At 50.6% G+C, this 17,662-nt stretch carries 14 protein-coding genes; 8 read left to right on the forward strand and 6 right to left on the reverse strand.

Annotated elements, in window-relative coordinates; translation table 11 throughout:
* Window positions 1-1,194, forward strand: a complete 1,194-nt coding sequence (locus ACGHTT_RS05420) for a CaiB/BaiF CoA transferase family protein (RefSeq protein WP_390593995.1) — start codon at window positions 1-3, stop codon at window positions 1,192-1,194.
* Window positions 1,195-1,288: 94 nt separating this feature from the next.
* Here the strand turns inward: ACGHTT_RS05420 and ACGHTT_RS05425 are convergent, their stop codons facing one another.
* Together ACGHTT_RS05425 and ACGHTT_RS05430 are read right to left on the reverse strand one after the other, a co-directional pair.
* Window positions 1,289-3,463 (reverse strand): M3 family metallopeptidase, encoded by a 2,175-nt coding sequence (locus ACGHTT_RS05425; RefSeq protein ID WP_390593996.1) that lies wholly within the window; start codon window positions 3,461-3,463, stop codon window positions 1,289-1,291.
* Between the two features lie 191 nt (window positions 3,464-3,654).
* Window positions 3,655-4,842, reverse strand: a complete 1,188-nt coding sequence (locus tag ACGHTT_RS05430) for a dipeptidase (protein WP_390593997.1) — start codon at window positions 4,840-4,842, stop codon at window positions 3,655-3,657.
* 211 nt (window positions 4,843-5,053) lie between these two features.
* Between ACGHTT_RS05430 and ACGHTT_RS05435 the strand changes: the two genes are divergently transcribed.
* Genes ACGHTT_RS05435 through ACGHTT_RS05450 form a run of 4 tightly spaced genes read left to right on the forward strand, consistent with a single transcriptional unit; the run spans window position 5,054 to window position 8,511 of the window.
* The gene (locus ACGHTT_RS05435; RefSeq protein WP_390593998.1) at window positions 5,054-5,596 is read left to right on the forward strand and encodes a GbsR/MarR family transcriptional regulator; all 543 of its coding nucleotides are present in this window, start codon (window positions 5,054-5,056) and stop codon (window positions 5,594-5,596) included.
* A 25-nt stretch (window positions 5,597-5,621) separates the two neighbouring features.
* On the forward strand, window positions 5,622-6,998 hold the full coding sequence (locus tag ACGHTT_RS05440; protein ID WP_390593999.1) for a cytochrome ubiquinol oxidase subunit I: 1,377 nt from the start codon (window positions 5,622-5,624) through the stop codon (window positions 6,996-6,998).
* Complete coding sequence (locus ACGHTT_RS05445) at window positions 6,998-7,999, forward strand: cytochrome d ubiquinol oxidase subunit II (RefSeq protein WP_390594000.1); 1,002 nt, start codon at window positions 6,998-7,000, stop codon at window positions 7,997-7,999. Before ACGHTT_RS05440 ends, ACGHTT_RS05445 begins: the two co-directional genes overlap by 1 nt.
* 47 nt (window positions 8,000-8,046) lie before the next feature.
* Window positions 8,047-8,511 (forward strand): hypothetical protein, encoded by a 465-nt coding sequence (locus ACGHTT_RS05450; protein WP_390594001.1) that lies wholly within the window; start codon window positions 8,047-8,049, stop codon window positions 8,509-8,511.
* A 131-nt stretch (window positions 8,512-8,642) separates the two neighbouring features.
* On the opposite strand, the gene ACGHTT_RS05455 is transcribed toward ACGHTT_RS05450, so the two are convergent.
* Complete coding sequence (locus tag ACGHTT_RS05455; RefSeq protein ID WP_390594002.1) at window positions 8,643-9,473, reverse strand: hypothetical protein; 831 nt, start codon at window positions 9,471-9,473, stop codon at window positions 8,643-8,645.
* Window positions 9,474-9,898: 425 nt separating this feature from the next.
* A complete protein-coding gene (locus ACGHTT_RS05460) occupies window positions 9,899-10,180 on the reverse strand; it encodes a hypothetical protein (RefSeq protein WP_390594003.1) in 282 nt (93 codons plus the stop codon).
* A gap of 171 nt (window positions 10,181-10,351) precedes the next feature.
* Between ACGHTT_RS05460 and ACGHTT_RS05465 the strand changes: the two genes are divergently transcribed.
* The gene (locus tag ACGHTT_RS05465; protein WP_390594004.1) at window positions 10,352-11,233 is read left to right on the forward strand and encodes a DUF6694 family lipoprotein; all 882 of its coding nucleotides are present in this window, start codon (window positions 10,352-10,354) and stop codon (window positions 11,231-11,233) included.
* Window positions 11,234-11,311: 78 nt separating this feature from the next.
* Here the strand turns inward: ACGHTT_RS05465 and ACGHTT_RS05470 are convergent, their stop codons facing one another.
* Together ACGHTT_RS05470 and ilvB are read right to left on the reverse strand one after the other, a co-directional pair.
* Window positions 11,312-12,313, reverse strand: a complete 1,002-nt coding sequence (locus ACGHTT_RS05470; protein WP_390594005.1) for a DUF2931 family protein — start codon at window positions 12,311-12,313, stop codon at window positions 11,312-11,314.
* Window positions 12,314-12,715: 402 nt separating this feature from the next.
* On the reverse strand, window positions 12,716-14,584 hold the full coding sequence (gene ilvB / locus ACGHTT_RS05475; RefSeq protein WP_390594006.1) for a biosynthetic-type acetolactate synthase large subunit: 1,869 nt from the start codon (window positions 14,582-14,584) through the stop codon (window positions 12,716-12,718).
* Between the two features lie 282 nt (window positions 14,585-14,866).
* On the opposite strand from ilvB, the gene ACGHTT_RS05480 reads away from it, so the two are divergent.
* Window positions 14,867-15,538 (forward strand): YEATS-associated helix-containing protein, encoded by a 672-nt coding sequence (locus ACGHTT_RS05480; protein ID WP_290261687.1) that lies wholly within the window; start codon window positions 14,867-14,869, stop codon window positions 15,536-15,538.
* 39 nt (window positions 15,539-15,577) lie between these two features.
* Complete coding sequence (locus ACGHTT_RS05485) at window positions 15,578-17,638, forward strand: VWA domain-containing protein (protein WP_390594007.1); 2,061 nt, start codon at window positions 15,578-15,580, stop codon at window positions 17,636-17,638.
* Window positions 17,639-17,662: the final 24 nt, after the last annotated feature.

A 17,662-nucleotide genomic window follows, 5' to 3' on the forward strand; every position in this document is an offset into this window, starting at 1 on the left:
ATGGCTAAACCCTTGGATGGCGTTCGCGTGATTGAAATGGGGCAGTTACTGGCTGGCCCGTTTACCGGCTGCTTGTTGGCCTATTTCGGTGCCGAGGTGATAAAAATCGAGCCACCGGAAGGCGGCGACCCGCTGCGTGGTTGGCGCCAATTAGATGAAACCGGCACTTCATTTTGGTGGCGTTCGCTCGGCCGCAATAAAAAGTCCGTCACCCTCGATTTGCGTCAACCAGCGGGGCGAGCGCTGGCGGCGCAATTAATGGATGGCGCCGATGTGTTGGTGGAAAACTTTCGCCCTGGTGTCATGGAAAAATGGGGCCTGAGCCCCGATGCGCTGAAGGCGCGTAATCCCAAGTTGGTGTACGCACGCATTTCCGGTTTTGGTCAAACTGGCCCCTATGCGCATAAGCCGGGTTTCGCCTCTGTGTGCGAGGGCATGAGTGGTTTTCGCTATGTAAATGGTTTTCCCGATCAGGCGCCGGTGCGCCCGAACCTCTCTATTGGCGATACCATTGCCGGTTTGCATGCGGCTTTCGGTATTGCCTTGGCATTATTGGCGCAAAAAAACACCGGTGTTGGTCAGGTGGTCGATGTATCGTTGATCGAGTCGATGTTTAATTTAATGGAAGGCATAGTGCCGGAATTTTCTGGCGCCGGCGTGATGCGCGAGCCGGCGGGCACTACGGTCACCGGTATTGTGCCGACTAATACCTACCGCTGTAACAACGGTAAATACGTGGTGATTGGTGGCAATGGCGACTCAATTTTTAAACGTTTAATGACTGCCATTGGTCGTGCTGATATGGCCAATAATATCGCCATGGCCAATAACGCTGGCCGGGTCCAGCATCAAGTAGACATTGATAATGCAATTGCCGCTTGGTGTTTAGCCCACAGCTCGGATGCGGTGATTGCGCAACTGGAAGCTGAGCGAGTACCGGTTGGACCTATCTACAATGTCGCCGATCAATTTGCCGACCCGCACTTTCAAGCGCGCGGCTTATTTGAGCGCGTTGAAATTAATGGCAAGCCCTTAGACATTCCCGCGCTAATGCCGAAACTGACCCAAACGCCGGGCTCGACTCAGTGGCTAGGTGGTGCGGTGGGTAGCCACAATCAGGCGGTTTTAGGTGAGCTATTAGGATTGTCTGAGCTTGAGTTAAGCCGATTAAGAGCAGACGGTGTTATTGCTTAACCAGTGTATTTTTAGGCTGCGCTAAACATTGTATTGGCTAAAAAAAACCGGGCAATTCAGCCCGGTTTTTTTATGGTTTATTAAAGCGGTTGGCTTAGTTTAAACCGCGACGCTCCAACAGGGGGGCAATATTAGGCTCGGCACCGCGGAAGGTTTTGAAAATGCTCATGGCATCTTCGCTGCCGCCACGGGATAGCAACGTAGCGCGGAAGTGGTCGCCATTTTCACGCTTGAGACCGCCATTTTCGTTAAACCATTTCACTGTGTCTGCATCCAATACTTCGCTCCAGATGTAAGCATAATAGCCGGCTGCGTAGCCGCCCATAATGTGTGAGAAGTAAGTGGAGCGATAGCGTGGTGGCACGGTATCCATTTTCGCACCGGCTTTGGTGAGTGCCTTGGCTTCGAAGTCGAGTACGTCCTCAGCGGCGGGCACTTGCTCAGGCGTTAGCTGATGCCAGGCTTGATCCAACAAAGACGCTGCAAGGTATTCGGTAGTGGCAAAGCCTTGGTTGAATTTATCCGCCGCTAATACCTTGTCGAGCAACGCTTTTGGCATAGCTTCGCCGGTCTTGTAATGCTTGGCGTAGTTGGCTAACACTTCAGGCCAAGTTGCCCACATTTCGTTCACTTGTGACGGGTACTCAACGAAATCGCGCGGCACTGAGGTGCCCGAGAAGTAGGGGTACTTCACGTTCGAGAAGATACCGTGCAGCGCATGACCAAATTCATGGAACATGGTGTTGGCTTCGTCGAAGGTCAACAGGGTGGGTTCACCGGCCGGCGGCTTTGGAATGTTCTGATGGTTCGCTACCACGGGCTTGGCGTCGGTTAAATGGTTTTGCGCCACATAGGCATTCATCCACGCACCGCCGCGCTTAGAGGCGCGCGCGTAAGGGTCGAAGATAAACAGCGCCAAGGTATCGCCATTGGCTTCAAACACTTCAAAAATGCGTACATCTTCGTGGTAAGTCGGCAGGTCTTTGCGCTCTTTAAAGGTGATGCCGTAAAGTTTTTCCGCGGCGAAAAACACACCTTTCTGTAAGACATTGTCAATTTCGAAATAGGGCTTCAATTGATCGGCGTCGAAGTTGTAGCGCTCAGCTCGCACTTTTTCCGAGTAGAAAGCCCAGTCCCACGAGGCGATCTGAAACTTACCGCCCTCGGCATTGGCTTTTTTCTGCAAGTCAGCTTGTTCCCGCTGGGCGTTGGCGACGGCTTTTGGCGTTAAGGTTGCTAAGCGCTTGTTAACCGCGTCAGTGGTGAGCGCGGTTTGGTCTTCGAGGCTGTAAGCGGCGTGATTGGCATAGCCCAACAGTTGCGCGCGCTGGGCCCGTAGTTTTGCCACATTGGCCAATACCGCGCGGTTATCGAATTCGCTGCCATGGCTACCGCGAGCGAGTGATGCCTTGTGTATGCGCTCGCGTAAGTCGCGGTTGGTGAGCGAAGACAGAGTGGGCTGGCCGCTGGTGTTTTGTAAGGCAATGACATATTTGCCTTCCATACCACGCGCTTTTGCTTCTTCTGCTGCACCGGCTATGACGTTGTCGGACAAACCTGCGAGTTCATCTTTAGCGTCCACCACGATGGCCGAAGCGTTCACTTCTTTTAATACGTTTTGGCTGAACTGGGTTTGCAGTGTTGCCAACTCTGCGTTGAAGGCTTTGAGCTTTTCTTTATCTTCGGCGCTGAGGTTGGCGCCGGCGCGTACGAAGTCGCGGTAGTAAATTTCAACTAAGCGCAGGGATTCTGGGTCGAGGTTTAGTTCCGCTCGCTGTTGGTAAATGGCTTTTACTCGCTGAAACAATTTCTCGTTTAGCAAAATAGCATCTTGATGCGCCGATAACTTCGGCGCCATTTCGCTGCGGATGGCTTCCAAGGTGTCGTTGGTGTTGGCCGAGGTCATGGCAAAAAATACGTTGGCAGCGCGAGTTAACACATCGCCAGTTTTTTCCATCGCGACCAAGGTGTTTTCAAAGCTTGGTGCTTCGGGGTTGTTGGCGATGGCATCCATCTCAGCCAACTGATCGGCCATGCCGCGCTCGAACGCAGGGGCGTAATCGCTGTCTTTGATTTTATCAAAGGGCGGTAATTTGAAATATAAATTACTCTCAGCAAAAAAGGGGTTGCTGGCTTGGGTTTCAACCGCAGCCGCTGTGGTCTCGGGCTTAGTCATGGTTTGTTCTGTCTGTTTGGCGTCGTCGTTACTGCACGCGGTGCTGAGCACGGCTAGCGTAATAGCCATGACGAGAGGTGATCGGGAAAGCATAGTTGGAGTCCTCGTTCTATTTATGTCTTATTGGTTTCACGTAAAGCGTGTGTCTGCCTATGAGTGCCAATGGCTGAGTCTTTTAGTTTGAAGCCACTGTTCATTGGGCCAGTGGAGCCTATTAACAGACGACTGGTAGCTAACAAACCACAGTCGTTTCACCGGCTTCAGACCTCTACTGGTCGAATCGGTCACAAACTGGGCAGGTGTTGGGCGAAAAAGCGCGCTTGATTGCCTCCCATGACGTTGCCGATAGTGCGCTCACTCATACCTAGGTCAAGCAGCGCTTGAGTCAACTCGAGCATCTGGCTGCTATCAAAGCCAGTGGTGACCGAACCATCGTAGTCTGAGCCCAACGCTACGGCGTCTTCGCCGAGTAGGTTAACGGCCGCTTTAATGGCTTTGGCGACGCCGATGGGGGAGTCGTCACACACAGCCTCGCGCCAAAAACCAATGCCAATCAGGCCACCCTTTGCGGCGATGGTCTGCATCAGGGCGTCGGGGATGTTGCGCTTATTGGCGCAGTGACTGTGGATACCGGTGTGACTCACGATGAGTGGCTGAGTGTTCAGCGCCAACACATCGCGCACCACCTGCTCGGACGAGTGAGCCACATCGATCATGATGCCTAAGCGCGTCATTTCTGCCACCGCGGCGCGGCCAAACGCCGTTAGCCCCGCACCACTGACACCGTGGAGGGAGCCGCCTAATGAGTTATCGAAAAAATGTTGCAAGCTCATCATTCGAAAACCGGCCTGATACAGTCGCTCAATATTGGCGATCTCGCCGTCTAACGCGTGCGACCCCTCGGTACCTAACATCGCGCCTATGGGCTTGCTCTGCTTAGCGCTGGCTCTCGCTGCCAAGAGTGCTGCCAAGTCGGCCTGGTTTTTAATTATGCGTACGGTATCGGGCGCCCGCTCGGCGAATTGGTGCAGCCGGTCGCTCTGGTGCAAAGCGCGAGCCGTGAGGCTAGTCCAGGTGCTCACTGGCCAACCCTGTACTAGCGCGAGCAGGGTAATGTTGTCGCGGCTGTCGGCGCTGTTTTCATGGTAATTCAAGCCCGCCGGCGACTTGGTCACTGTGGTGAACATTTGCAGCGCCACATTGCCGGCCTGAAGGCGCGGGAAGTCCACCTGGCCGTAGTCGCTTCTGGTTAGTAAATCTCGGTGCCAGAGCAGGGAGTCGGCGTGTAAGTCGGCGATGAACAGCGATGCGTGTAGCGCCTTTGTGGCCTCGGGTATCGGTTGTGCGGGGGCATGCCTCACTTGATTCATGCGTCTTTCAGCCTGCTCTGGGCCAAAAAGCCGCAGTAGCACGGCCGCTGTTAACGCGAGCAGGATTAAAAAAAACGCGGATAGTTTGAGGGTTCTTTTCATGGTAGGTCTCGTTAATGCCCTGTTATTGTTTGACTTGGCTGTGGGTTTTTTCGCCAGCATTACTGCGCACCATAGCCCTGAATTGCTATCTGGCTCAAGCGCCTAGGCTTGAACCCGGCCGCCAAGCATAGTTTTTAAAACAAGGGCTTGATTCGCATCAAGTAAGCTTCTAAACTTTCAGAAATTATTGAAACTTTAGAAGCTTAATCCCATGAATGACCCTCAAATGCGCGATGTGGTGCTGCACTTTGGCGAAATGGCCAGTCGCTGGGGCTTTAATCGCTCGGTGGGGCAAGTGCTGGCGGCCATCGTCTTCACAGAACACCCCTTAAGTGCCGATGAGATCAGCGACCAACTCGGAATCTCTCGCGGCAATGTCAGCATGGCCGCTAAGGAGCTACAAAGCTGGCGACTGATTCGCGTACACAGAGAGCCAGGCGATCGCAAAGATTATTACTGCCCCAATGGCAGCCTATGGGACATGGCTCAGCAAGTGGTTAGCGAAAGGCGCAAGCGCGAAGTTGACCCAACCCTCAGCGTATTGCGTGCTCAATTGATGCAGCGCGATGGCCAACAAGCTGACTTTGCCACCACTAAGATGCAAGAAATTCACGATTTACTCGAGTTGTTCACCCATTGGATGGACGATGTACAACGCATGAATCCAGAGCACTTAATGGCGCTGTTAAAGCTGGGTGCCGGTGTGGGCAAAGTGTTGGAGATGAAAGATAAGCTTTTAAATAAATCACGTTGATCGCGTTAACATTGCAGAGGTATCTATGCAAGAAGTGTTAGATTCAACCCTCATTTTGTCGCGCATACAGTTTGCGTTAAATATCAGTTTTCATATTCTATTTCCTTCCATCACCATTGCTCTGGCTTGGTTGCTGTTTTACTTCAAACTTAAATTTCAACGCACGGGGCATCCTGTTTGGATGCGCGTCTATCGCTTTTGGGTAAAGATCTTTGCACTCACTTTTGCCATCGGTGTGGTAACCGGCATCACCATGAGTTTTCAATTTGGCACCAACTGGCCCTTGTTTATGGAGCGGGTGGGTAACATTGCCGGGCCCTTATTAGGTTACGAAGTGCTCACCGCATTTTTCTTGGAGGCCACCTTTCTAGGGATAATGCTATTTGGCATCAATCGCGTGCCAAGCTGGATCCATACACTCGCTACTTTTTTAGTTGCCTTCGGCACGAGCATGTCGGCATTTTGGATTATCGCGTTGAATTCATGGATGCAAACGCCGGCAGGTTTCTTTATGGAAAACGGTGTGGCTATGCCTGAGAGCTGGCTCGCCATTATTTTCAACCCGTCAATGCCATACCGACTAAGCCACGTGTTACTGGCGTCGTTTTTAACGGCAAGCTTTTTTGTCGCGGGTATTTCGGCGTATCGATTGCTCAAAGGTGACACCAAAAAAGCGCCTAACCTAGCGTTACAAACGGCGCTGGTATTAGCGGCTGTTGTGGCGCCATTGCAAATGTTTGTGGGTGATTTGCACGGGTTAAATACGCTCGAGCACCAGCCGCAAAAAATTGCCGCCATGGAAGGTGTGTGGGAAACAGAGAAGGGCGCACCACTATTGCTATTTGCTTGGCCGGACGAACAATCGCGAAGCAACAAGTTCGCCGTTGGGGTGCCAAACCTCGCCAGTATCATTCTCACCCATGACAGCCAAGGTGAAATTAAGGGCTTGAATGAATTCAAAGGCTTGCACCCGCCGGTTAAGCCTGTGTTCTTCGGTTTTCGCATTATGGTTGCGGTAGGCCTGTTGATGCTAGCGGTGGCCTGGTTTGGGGTTTATGTATTGTTGCGTAAGAAAGCACTTCCTGTTTGGTTTTTAAAGGTAGTGTGTGCGATGACCTTTTCTGGCTGGGTGGCAACGCTTGCCGGCTGGTATGTGACAGAAATGGGGCGTCAACCTTGGATAGTGAGCGGTGTGCTAAAAACTGCTGACGCAGTAACGACCCAGCCGGCGGGTAATGTGCTCCTGTCGTTGGCTCTATATGCGTTGGTCTATTCATTGTTACTGTGGGCCTATTTACATACGGTGTTTTACATGGCGAGAAAATCCGTTTTAGTGGAGGAGTTTGAAACGCAAAGCTTGCAGGAAATGGAATCCAAGGTCGCGTTACAGGAGCCTAAATAATGAATTTATCTGCAGACTTGTTGGCATACATTTTTTTGGGTCTACTCGGCTTAACGGTTCTGATTTACGCGGTTTTGGATGGCTATGACCTCGGTGTTGGCATTCTACTGCCCATGGAAAATCTCGACCAGCGCAACCAAATGATTGCCTCCATTGGTCCATTTTGGGATGCCAACGAAACCTGGTTGGTATTAGCCGTCGGTATTCTCCTCATCGCCTTTCCCAAGGCGCACAGTTTGGTGTTATTCGAGCTGTATTTGCCTGCGGTCATTCTATTGATTGGTTTGATTCTGCGCGGCGTCGCTTTCGACTTACGTGCCAAAGCCATTACCGAGCATCAGCGAGCTTGGGACTGGGCTTTTAAGTTGGGCTCGCTCACGGCTGCATTGGCGCAAGGTTATATGTTGGGGCGCTATGTGACTGGTTTCGAGCCGGGCTGGGCGGCGTTAGGTTTTGCCGTGTTGAGCGCTGTGTGTGTGGCAGCGGCGTACGTTTATATTGGTAGCGCTTGGTTGATTATGAAAACTGAAGCCGCGTTACAGCAGCGTGCTCTGGGTTGGATTCGATTCGCGGGGGCCCTAACGTTACTGGGTTTACTGTTCGTGTCACTGATAAACCTGACATCCAATCGTGACGTGGTGGCACGCTGGTTTTCTTTTCCAGGCTGGTTTTTGTTGTTGGCTATTCCCGTCTTGGGTTGGCTCTGTCTCTATTGGATTGAGCGCGCTGTAAAACAGCTCTACGATGGCGACGACAGCAAGGCGCGCCAGCCTTTCTTTGGCGTGGTCGCGCTCTTTCTACTTAGCTTCGCGGCCTTGGGGTTTAGTTATTTTCCTTACGTCGTGCCCGGGCATTTGTTGGCGACGGAAGCGGCCAGCGCCAAAGCCTCGCTCGAATTTATTTTGGTCGGTGTTATGATCGTGCTGCCGGTCATTATTGGTTACACGGTGTTTTCGTATCGGGTTTTTTGGGGTAAATCGAAGGATTTAAGCTACCACTAAAAGCCGCTTTTATCCGAGTGGACAGCTTAATTATCAAGTAAATCTTTATGGAGAAAGTGACAATGCAGGAAAGCAATTATCCGTTATTGGCTGCAGCGAGTTTAAGTTTTATAGCCGCCTTGGCCCACGTGGCGATTATTCTCGGCGGTGCAGAGTGGTATCGGTTTTTTGGCGCCGGTGAAGACATGGCGACAATGGCAGAAGCAGGAAGCGTGTATCCAACGCTGATTACCGCATTCATCGCGTTGTGTTTAAGTGTGATGGGCCTTTACGCTCTGTCCGGTGCAGGGGTCATTGTGCGCTTGCCCTTGTTACCTGCTGTGTTGGTTGTCATCGCCTGCGTTTTTTGTCTGCGCGCTATCGTTGGATTAATTCTGCCATTTGTTTCCAGTCAGGCTTACATCGTTGCGCAAGGTGTCGCCTTTTGGATCTGGAGTTCGAGTATTTGCTTGGTAATTGGCTTTGCGTATGTATGGGGTATCAAGCAGGCTTGGGGTTATTGGGTGCAGTGAGGGGGGTAAACGAGTTTGTTTATGTGTGACGCACCTATAGCCCTAAAGACGTACCTAGCTATAGACGTAAGAACCTAATGATAGGCGCTCGAAAGATAGCGGCGGAGACACCTTGCCTCCGCCGCTATAACTTACAGCTGAGGGTAGAGCTGCATTATTGCTTGATTTAAAAATACCGGTTGGGACTCCTGAGTGAAGCCGGTGGGATCTTTAAACTTAATGCGTACAAAGTGATCCGTGCCGTGCGGTGCTTCAATACTTTCTATCAATAATGCCACGGCCGTAAAGTCGCGGAAATTATCTGGGCCGGCCGGTGCAGGTAAGAAAAATGTTTTAACACCTTTGCCTTGCCAGTTAGCCGTCAGACTAAAGCCTTGCTCAAAGCCGGGCACTGGTGGCTCCATAGACAAAGGGTCATGGCTGCCTAGTCTATCGAATAATTGCAGGGTTAAATTTTTGCCCTCCACGACCAATGAGGCGCTGTCGGCAAGCACTTTTGGTGTTACATCGCGCAGCATGGCATTAACATGTACCAACTCAGGTCCAAATGCTTGGCGAAGATCTGAGAGCCGGCTTGAGACGTCTACCACCATCACCCGCACCATTAACTGATTGTGTTGGTTCAGGCTGTTGGCGTCAATTTCAACTAACAGTCGGTTAAATACCCAAGCATCTTCAACCAGTGCTAAATAACGATGGCCGTCGACCAGTTTAAAATCCCGTGCCAACAAAGGTGCGGCGTTGGAAAATTGGATGGTGAGTTGATCCAGTCGCAAATCCGGCCCATCGAATTGATCTGATGCTTGCAGTGTTACTTTATTTACGCCCTGTAAATTAAGGCCCTGAAATAATTGCGAGTCACCCGACTGGGCAAACACGCCTTCGTATTGATATTGATTGGCGCTAGCGATAGACGTGACTAACACCATGATTAAGCTTGCTATCCATTGTGTGGCTTTCATTGTGAGTTTCTCCTGTTCACAAAGTTACTTGAATCCGGAGTGTACCAGCGTGTGAATTGTGTGGGGTAATGAAGTGAGATACCTAGGATCTGCGCGGCTTTGGCTTGGCCATTTTTGGGCACGCTGGTGCCATTTTGATTCGGCTGGGGCGCCTAGGGGAGTTTGAAAAAAGGTATTGTCATTGATCTATTATAAAACAGTCGTATAAATATTGAGCAGACACTCGTGGTGCATCGATGTGTGTGAAAACTGTTAGATTTTAGTGCGGAGTGGATTTTTAGTGTGTATATGCAGAGTCGAGAAGCGCTATTTATCTGTCTGTGGCTTGCGCTTAACCATCGAACGGAAACTAATTTGCTTTTTACCGCTGGCTCCAGTAATAAGTAGGCTTTCTTATAGTGTGTGCTAACTGCCATGTCGAAACCTCAGATGTCGTTCATATCATCCGCTATTGTTCGAACTGCTGTTCTTATGTTGTCGTTCAATACGCCATTTGTTTGGGCGCTTTCAACAGGATTAGTTTGGTCTCTAGGAAAGCAAATCCCAGGCTCAGTTTCCGACGCCGCTATTGCATTCCCTAGCGGCATACCCGTTGTGGTATTTGTTGTTCTGAGTTGGGTTGTCTGCTTTATAATTTTCGATCGTTCGGTCAGGTCAGTATTAGCTTCCACATTAATATCTAATTGCTTGGCTGTGCTGGTTTTCATTGTGCTTTACACTTTTCAGTTTGGGCTTTCACAGTGGTTGCCTTTTCTGGATGATGTTACGAACCTATTGCCCATGCGACTCTTGCTGGCGATAGTTCTGTCATTTGCGCCTAGCCTATTGGTCGCAAGGTATTTCACTAAGCAAATAAATACACCGGGTCACGGTTGAAAATGAAAAAGACTATTTTAGTGCTTATTTTTCCATTCATTATGTCTTGTCAAGATAGATTGGATGCGAGCAATAGACAAAGCTTTGAGGCGTCTAGGGAAAAGCTGGAACAAAGCCTTGATGAAAGCCAAAGGGTGAATCTGGAAAAGGCCATGCGTGTAGTGGCGTTGGAGGCGACAAGGTTGAAATTTGAGGGAGCTGAAGAGCACCAGGGGCGGTCGATTGATGAAATATCCTTGGCTATGGTTGATGGTTTGTCCTATGTATCTGCGGCTGAGCTTGCTGAGGGCATTTTAAAGAAAAGAAATGCTCAAGATATTATCAGAGTGTCTGGTGAGCTTGCGAGATTGAATCGTCAGAAGTTAGAACTTGAAGACATCATAAGTCAATTGGATTTTTTCAGCGTGGCCTCGGTCAGGTTGAGCGGAGTTGACTTTTTTGGCGAGCTGACGCCGGCATTAGAAGTTGATTATCAATTTGTTGGTAATCATAGGCTACTAGGTACTAAGGAAATAGCGTATAAAATTAGCCAGTTGTCCACAAATAATACTATCGCTCATGAGGTTCTCATTGAGGGCGACAGTGACAGTGTTTTGGAAGGCGGAGATATTATTAAAAATCGTATTTTGATGGTTCAAGCTAGGCAAGCTAATCCAAAGTTCTGGCATGCTCAAACCTACCCCGTTGATAACCCGAATTTATCAGATTATGACATTAAGCTTGATGTAAGCGTTCATAGCCTCATTATTGATGGTGAAAAAACCTCCTTTGATAAAGACACGGTTAAATCAATAAACGCTGAAATTGAAGAGATGAAATCTACCCTGGCTGAATTAAGCGCCATGGAGGGTAGTCTTGACGAGTTAGAGTTAATTGATGACTAGAGTTACTTGGAAGTTTTTATGGCTGCGCCGTTACTCGGGCTTAATCTCGAGCTTGTTAGGTTTTGATGTGTCGAAATGTTAATGTGTTGCATGGGTTGACTCTATGGCTTTTTTTTCGACGGTGCTTTTGAACTTCGTTATTTGAACCTCCTTGTTGTTATTTTTTAGTGCTACGATGATGTTCTTTGCATCTGTGGCTGTTACTGACAGTTCAATTTCTTCTGTGTTGTCAAAGTTATCAAAGTTGTCATAGGCATTTAGTAGTTCGGCTTCATCGAATCCTTCGAGCCAGCATGTTGCAATTTTTTTCTGGTTTTTATCTGCCCAGCTAAAAGAAAGGCTTTTTATTATACCTCGCTCTTTATGTTTGATGTCCAGAGGCGTGTTTTTTGACGATTCTATTTCGATTTCCCCATTGTGGGTCTGCAATACAAAGCTGTCTAGCGTGTGCTTGTCAGGCAGGATAATGTCAGGTCGCCAAAAGTACCTTTTTCGGTAGTCTTGATAGAGACCTATTTTTGGGTATGTATTGTCCTCTATTCTTTTTTGTGTATTCAGTTTCTCATTGAGTTGGGCTAGAACTATGTCGTTGTAATCTTTCGCAAAAATACGGTGGGCGTCTTGATGTAGATTGTCCATGTCTACGGCTGTCTCTTTTGCTGTGAAGTGCGCCACTTCAATTTGACTGCCCGCAGCTGATAGCCAAAGGACAACGAGCCCGTTTGGTGCTAGCCCAATAATAAACGTGTCGTATGTGGTTTTTTTATTGGTAGCGATATCAATATATCCGTCATCAAACAGTTTTTCGATTTTATCTTTTGGCAGGCTCCATTTTCCTTCATATTGCTTTTGATCTACGAAAGAGTGCCAGGCAACCGCTAAGCTATCAGGCAGGCTTTTCAAATCTGGACCCATGATCACAGACGCTGAATACTTTCCCCATCCAGTGCCAATATCGCCAAAGCCTGTTAACGTTTGTTGATAATCTTTGGCCATCATGGCGCCTTTATAAACCCGTACAGGGTATTCCTCAGGCGCAGACAGTGTTGCCGACCAATCAAACCGCTTCTCTGTATCCATGTTTTTGCACCCGCTCGTCAGCAGGCTCGTTAATAGGATCAGTGTTGCTGGCACTAGTAACGTGTTGAGTAAGGATTTTGTATTGTGCATGGGGCCTTTAGTGCTTAGCGGCTAAAATTTCTGAATGTACTGTGGCAGTCTATCCTGTTGGTTGAAAAACACCTTAACAATATCCGTTTTCTACGCCGGTGTGCTACGAATACAAAATTAGCTACAAGCTACAAGCTACAAGCTACAAGCTACAAGCTACAAGCTACAAGCTACAAGCTACAAGCTACAAGCTACAAGCTACAAGCTACATGCTACATGCTACAAGGCGGGTGGCCGCCACCTACAAACTGCAAGAAGAGAGCGCAATCTACGTTCCATCGCGACCCCCTTAGCCGTTGCCTTGAAACTTCCCTAAATATTACTGCCCTGTTGCTCCCGCTTAACTTTCTGTAAATCCTCATCGCCCATGAGAATGTCTTGGTAACTGCCGCCGGCGGGAATCATCGGGTAGACGTTTTCTTCCCGTGCCACGATGACATCCAGCAAATAGGGTTCGTTGGGATTGGCGAGCATGCGTGTAAACGCTGCCGCCAAATCTTCCTTGCGCACCACTCGTTCACTTTTCACTCGGTAGCCGTCGGCGATGGCGAGAAAATTAGGGTAGATATCGACATCGTCTTCGGCTTTCACCTGCGTTAACGGATCGGACAGTGAGGAGCCAGCGCGGTGCTTGTTGTAAATCATATCTTGCCATTGGCGCACCATGCCCAACCACTGATTATTGATGATGACTACTTTGACGCCCAGTTTAAAACGGTGGCAGGTGGCCAGTTCGTGCACCGTCATATTGAGTGAGCCATCGCCGTCTATGTCGATAACGGTGCGCTCGGGAAAGGCGGCTTTCGCGCCGATGGCGGCGGGTAGACCATAGCCCATGGTGCCAAAGCCCGAGCTACTTAAAAACGCTTTCGGCTGATTGGATTGGTAGTGTTGCATGGCCCACATTTGATGCTGGCCGACGCCAAGGCTAACGATGGCCTCGCCCTTGGTAATGTCGGACAGCAAGCCGATGGCAAATTGCGGCGTGATGGTGTCGCGCTCGGGTGCAGGATAGGGCCACTGCTGTTTCCACCGGCTGACTTGGTCGGCCCAAGGTCTATGAGTGACTGGCTGGCAGTTGGCTAATAGCTGTGCCAGCGCGAGCTTAATGTCCGCGCAAACGGGCAAGGTGACGTCTTTATTCTTGTTCAGTTCATCCCGGTCGATATCGATATGAATGATGCGCCCGTGTTTGATGAACTCGCTCACTTTACCGGTGACGCGATCATCGAAACGCACGCCGGCGGCAATCACTAAATCGGCCTCATTAATCGCCACATTGGCGTACTTGCTGCCATGCATCCCCAAGGTGTGTAGCGCCAATGGGTGTGCGGGTGGAAAGCCGCCATGCCCCATGAGCGTTGTCGTGACGGGTATGCAGGCTTTTTCGGCCAATTGTAAAAGTTGGGCGTGGGCATCGGCGGAGATGACGCCGCCCCCGGCGTAAAGAATGGGGCGCTCGGCTTCTCGTAATAGGCGCAGGGCCTGCTCCAGCTGGTTGTCGGTCATGCCCGTAGCCTCGGCCTCGGGTGGCTCGATCACTGCCGGAATTCTCGGTGGCGTGTAGTTACCCTCTGGGTCGCGCGGGTAGTGCTGTTGAATATCTTTGGGAATGTCGATCAGCACCGGGCCTGGCCTGCGGCCGCCGGCGAGTAGGAAGCTCTCGCGCACTATCTCCGGAATGTCGGTGACCCGGCTGACCAGATAATTCTTTTTCGTGATCGGCTTGGTCACGGCCACGATATCGACTTCTTGAAAGGCGTTCTTGCCCAGCAGGTGCGAGGGCACATTGCCGGTGATGCAGACGATAGCGACTGAGTCGCTCATGGCATCGGCGATACCGGTGACGAGGTTGGTGGCGCCGGGGCCGGAAGTGGCGAGGCACACGCCGACTTTGCCGGTTACGCGGGCGTAGCCTTGGGCGGCATGCACGGCACCCTGTTCGTGCTCAGTGCGAATGCAGCGAATGCCAAACTCAGACAGAACATCAAAGATTTCTAAATTGGCGCCGCCTGGGTAGCCAAACAGCAGGTCCACCCCTTCCGCTTGCAGCGCCTTGGCCAATAGTTGCGCACCCCGCAAGGCGCCGGGGCGCTGGTTTTCAATAATGTCGGTAATCGCGCCTCCGGTAACGGTTCCTTTGTTGGCGTAAGTGACATTATCGACGGGGTGGTTACTCATGACCGAATCTCCTTGATGGGGTCTCTATAAAAGCTGCTGTGTTGGTTGGCAGTAGCATACAACGTCTCGGGCGCTGAACCCCACAAAGGCATTTTGGCCAAGTGGGAGGGTTGCTGCTCGACTGTAATTTCAGTCATAAGAATCGCGACTATTATGCAGATTCACTTTCTCTGAGCTATACCTAGTAGACCCATGCATAAGTCTAAGGTGGCTAGGTGCCGGCTATTAGATGTAAACCAATCCATAGGGGATGTATGGGCCACTTAATTCAGGGAGAGCGCCATGGCTAACCATATTTTTATTCTGGCATCTGTGATGCTAATCGCCGGGGTTTTCGGCGGGCTTATTAATTTTTATCAAATGAATCAGGGCGATAGCGACCCGGCAAGCCTGCCGCGTTGCATTGTGATGGGTGTGGGCGCGGCCTTCCTCGTACCGGTGGTGTTGAACCTAGTCAACAGTGATCTCGTGCTGGAAATACAGGGCGACCCGTCGCGCTTGTTGATTTATACCGGTTACTGTCTGATTGCCGCGGTTGCCTCTCGACTGGTGATTGTGAATATGGGCGAGCGCATTTTACGCGAGGCCACTCAGGCGCGTATTTTATCCGATAACGTGCACCACGATTTACGCATGATGCAGGAAGAATTGCTGCCGTTGATCGCCACGGAAACCGAGCAAGATCCAGAGTCCGATGGCAATCAAGGCCCGTTAGAAATGGAGGGCGAGTTGGATGTCACTTCGGCTAAGGTACTAAAAACCTTGGGTCGAGGCCGCTACATATTCCGCTCTATTGCCGGTCTTTGTCACGAGGCCAGCGCCGATGAAACTACTATGTCAAAAACCTTAAACGTGCTGGTTGCGCGCAACCTCGCCGGTAAGGTCAGTGGTGCCAAAGGCGTGCGCTGGTATGTCACGGAAAAAGGTCGCCGCGTCATGGATATGATTGCGTAAACTGCTGTTAACCGCGATGAGTCTTAAGAGTTTATTGCCATGAAATTATCGGTGTTAGTTGCCGTACTTTTTGTCTCCGTGTTAACGCTGGATTGGGCGCAAGCGCAATCCGACATGACAGCGGAGAAAGCCGATGTGCGAGTTATTATCGACATCTCCGGCAGTATGAAACAAAACGACCCCGATAATTTACGCCGTCCGGCACTCGACTTACTAGTGAAGTTAATACCGGAAGGTAGCCGGGCCGGTGTCTGGACCTTTGGCCAGTACGTCAATATGTTGGTGCCGTTAAAAGAGGTGGATAGCGCCTGGCGCCAAGAAGCCGCTAAAAAAGTGGAGGAGGTCAATTCTGTTGGCCTTTATACCAATATTGGCGGCGCCCTTGAGCGCGCGGCGAAAGATGGCGGTAAGCCACAGGCGGGTTATCGCACCAGTATCATTCTACTCACCGATGGCATGGTGGATATTTCCCGCGAGCCCGAAGACAATGCGAAAGAGTGGCGGCGCATTGTCGATAAGGTGCTGCCGTCGTTGAAAGGCGAGCGTTATAAGATTCACACAGTAGCGCTATCGGCCAATGCCGATACGGAATTAATGAACGCGCTGTCGCTGGGTACCGATGGTATCGTTGCCGTAGCCGATAGCGCTGAGCAATTACCGAAAATATTTTTGCGTATGCTAGAGCAATCGGCGCCTGCCGATGAAGTGCCGTTGTCGGAAAATAAGTTTTTAGTCGATTCCAGTATCGAAGAGTTTACTGCGCTTATCTTTAGAGCGGTACCTGAACAGCAAGCGCAACTGCTATCGCCCGATAAAAAATATTATCAAGCCGATACTAAGGATAAATATGTAACTTGGTACCGAGCAGCCGATCACGACCTCATTACCATAAAACACCCCATTGAGGGCGAGTGGCTGGTGCGCGCGGATTTAGATCCAGAAAGTAAAATTACAATCGTTACGGATTTGAAGTTGTTAGTGAAACCTATGGCTAACAATTTATTTGAAGGTGAGGCGGCAGTCTTGCAGTTTCTTTTGCAAGATAACGGCAAAACTCTAAGTGACGCGCGTTTTCTCCGTTTGCTCAATATACAGGCAGAACTTTTACTGGGCGAAAAGCTTATTTGGTCGGAGAAAATATCCGACCAGCTGCCGCCGGGCGATGGCATTTATCGGCGCAACATCAATCAGTTTGCCGGTGAGGGTAATTACCAGTTGCGGGTACAAATCGATGGCAAAAGTTTCAGTCGTGAAATTTCCCATCGCTTTGCCGTGCGGGCGCCCTTTGCCGTCGAACTGCTCAGCCCGAGCAGTGGCGAGCGTCTGGTGCGGGTGCGCGCCAATGGCCAAAGTTTAGATCGGAGCAAAACCGTGGTGGTGGCCAAGGTCAAGGAACCTAGCGGCCGGTCGAGTATTCAGCCGTTACAGTTGACCCAATCCGATAGCTGGGAACTATTGCTCGCGCCTGATCAAGACGGTACTTACGTCATTGATCTGCGGGTCAGCGCCGTGGACACAAACAATCAAAGTTTTGATCACAACCCAGAAAGCCTCCGCTTTTCCTACCCCGATGGTGCAGACCCCTTTGTCGCTTCGGAAGCTGCGGCAGTGACGCCGCAGGTCATCGCACCTGAACCTGCGCCGGACAGTGCCGACCTGGTTGCAGTTGTACCTGAGGACGTGTCCGAGGAAGTACCCGAGGCCGCGGTAGATGACACGCCAAAGGCGGAGTCGACCAATTGGTTGCTCTATGGCGCGCTTGGGTTCGGTAATTTATTGATATTGGCGCTAGCCTATTTTGCCTATCGGACCTTGATGGGCGGTAAAAAGGTCGCGCCAGAGGATCTAGAGATTGAGGAAGATCTCGATACACCTGCGCCGAATGCCGACGCAAGTCCACCGCTAGAAGATCTGGGTGGTGACGATGAGTCCATGGCAGATGATCTAATGGCTCCCTTAGATGAGGACTCAGACCAAGGCATGGCCGCCATCGATATTGAAAGCGATAGTGCGGCCGATGCGCTTGCTGATGCCGATGATACGCCCGAATTTTCTCTCGATGACCTAGCGCCTAGCAAAGATGACGACGAGACCAAGTAGCTCGCTTGCACAAACCCTTCAACA

Origin of the sequence: Simiduia litorea (genome assembly GCF_042853465.1) — a bacterium.
GTDB classification, from domain to species: Bacteria; Pseudomonadota; Gammaproteobacteria; order Pseudomonadales; family Cellvibrionaceae; genus Simiduia; species Simiduia litorea.

Bases quoted from the DNA above. Each gene is read 5' to 3' on its own strand.
- ACGHTT_RS05465 (WP_390594004.1), top strand. From the start codon at position 10,352: ATGAAAAAGACTATTTTAGTGCTTATTTTTCCATTCATTATGTCTTGT.
- ACGHTT_RS05425 (WP_390593996.1), bottom strand. From the start codon at position 3,463: ATGCTTTCCCGATCACCTCTCGTCATGGCTATTACGCTAGCCGTGCTC.
- ACGHTT_RS05440 (WP_390593999.1), top strand. From the start codon at position 5,622: ATGCAAGAAGTGTTAGATTCAACCCTCATTTTGTCGCGCATACAGTTT.
- ACGHTT_RS05460 (WP_390594003.1), bottom strand. From the start codon at position 10,180: ATGAAAACCAGCACAGCCAAGCAATTAGATATTAATGTGGAAGCTAAT.
- ACGHTT_RS05445 (WP_390594000.1), top strand. From the start codon at position 6,998: ATGAATTTATCTGCAGACTTGTTGGCATACATTTTTTTGGGTCTACTC.
- ACGHTT_RS05485 (WP_390594007.1), top strand. From the start codon at position 15,578: ATGAAATTATCGGTGTTAGTTGCCGTACTTTTTGTCTCCGTGTTAACG.
- ACGHTT_RS05480 (WP_290261687.1), top strand. From the start codon at position 14,867: ATGGCTAACCATATTTTTATTCTGGCATCTGTGATGCTAATCGCCGGG.
- ACGHTT_RS05430 (WP_390593997.1), bottom strand. From the start codon at position 4,842: ATGAAAAGAACCCTCAAACTATCCGCGTTTTTTTTAATCCTGCTCGCG.
- ACGHTT_RS05435 (WP_390593998.1), top strand. From the start codon at position 5,054: ATGAATGACCCTCAAATGCGCGATGTGGTGCTGCACTTTGGCGAAATG.
- ACGHTT_RS05420 (WP_390593995.1), top strand. From the start codon at position 1: ATGGCTAAACCCTTGGATGGCGTTCGCGTGATTGAAATGGGGCAGTTA.
- ACGHTT_RS05455 (WP_390594002.1), bottom strand. From the start codon at position 9,473: ATGAAAGCCACACAATGGATAGCAAGCTTAATCATGGTGTTAGTCACG.
- ACGHTT_RS05470 (WP_390594005.1), bottom strand. From the start codon at position 12,313: ATGGATACAGAGAAGCGGTTTGATTGGTCGGCAACACTGTCTGCGCCT.
- ACGHTT_RS05450 (WP_390594001.1), top strand. From the start codon at position 8,047: ATGGAGAAAGTGACAATGCAGGAAAGCAATTATCCGTTATTGGCTGCA.
- ilvB (WP_390594006.1), bottom strand. From the start codon at position 14,584: ATGAGTAACCACCCCGTCGATAATGTCACTTACGCCAACAAAGGAACC.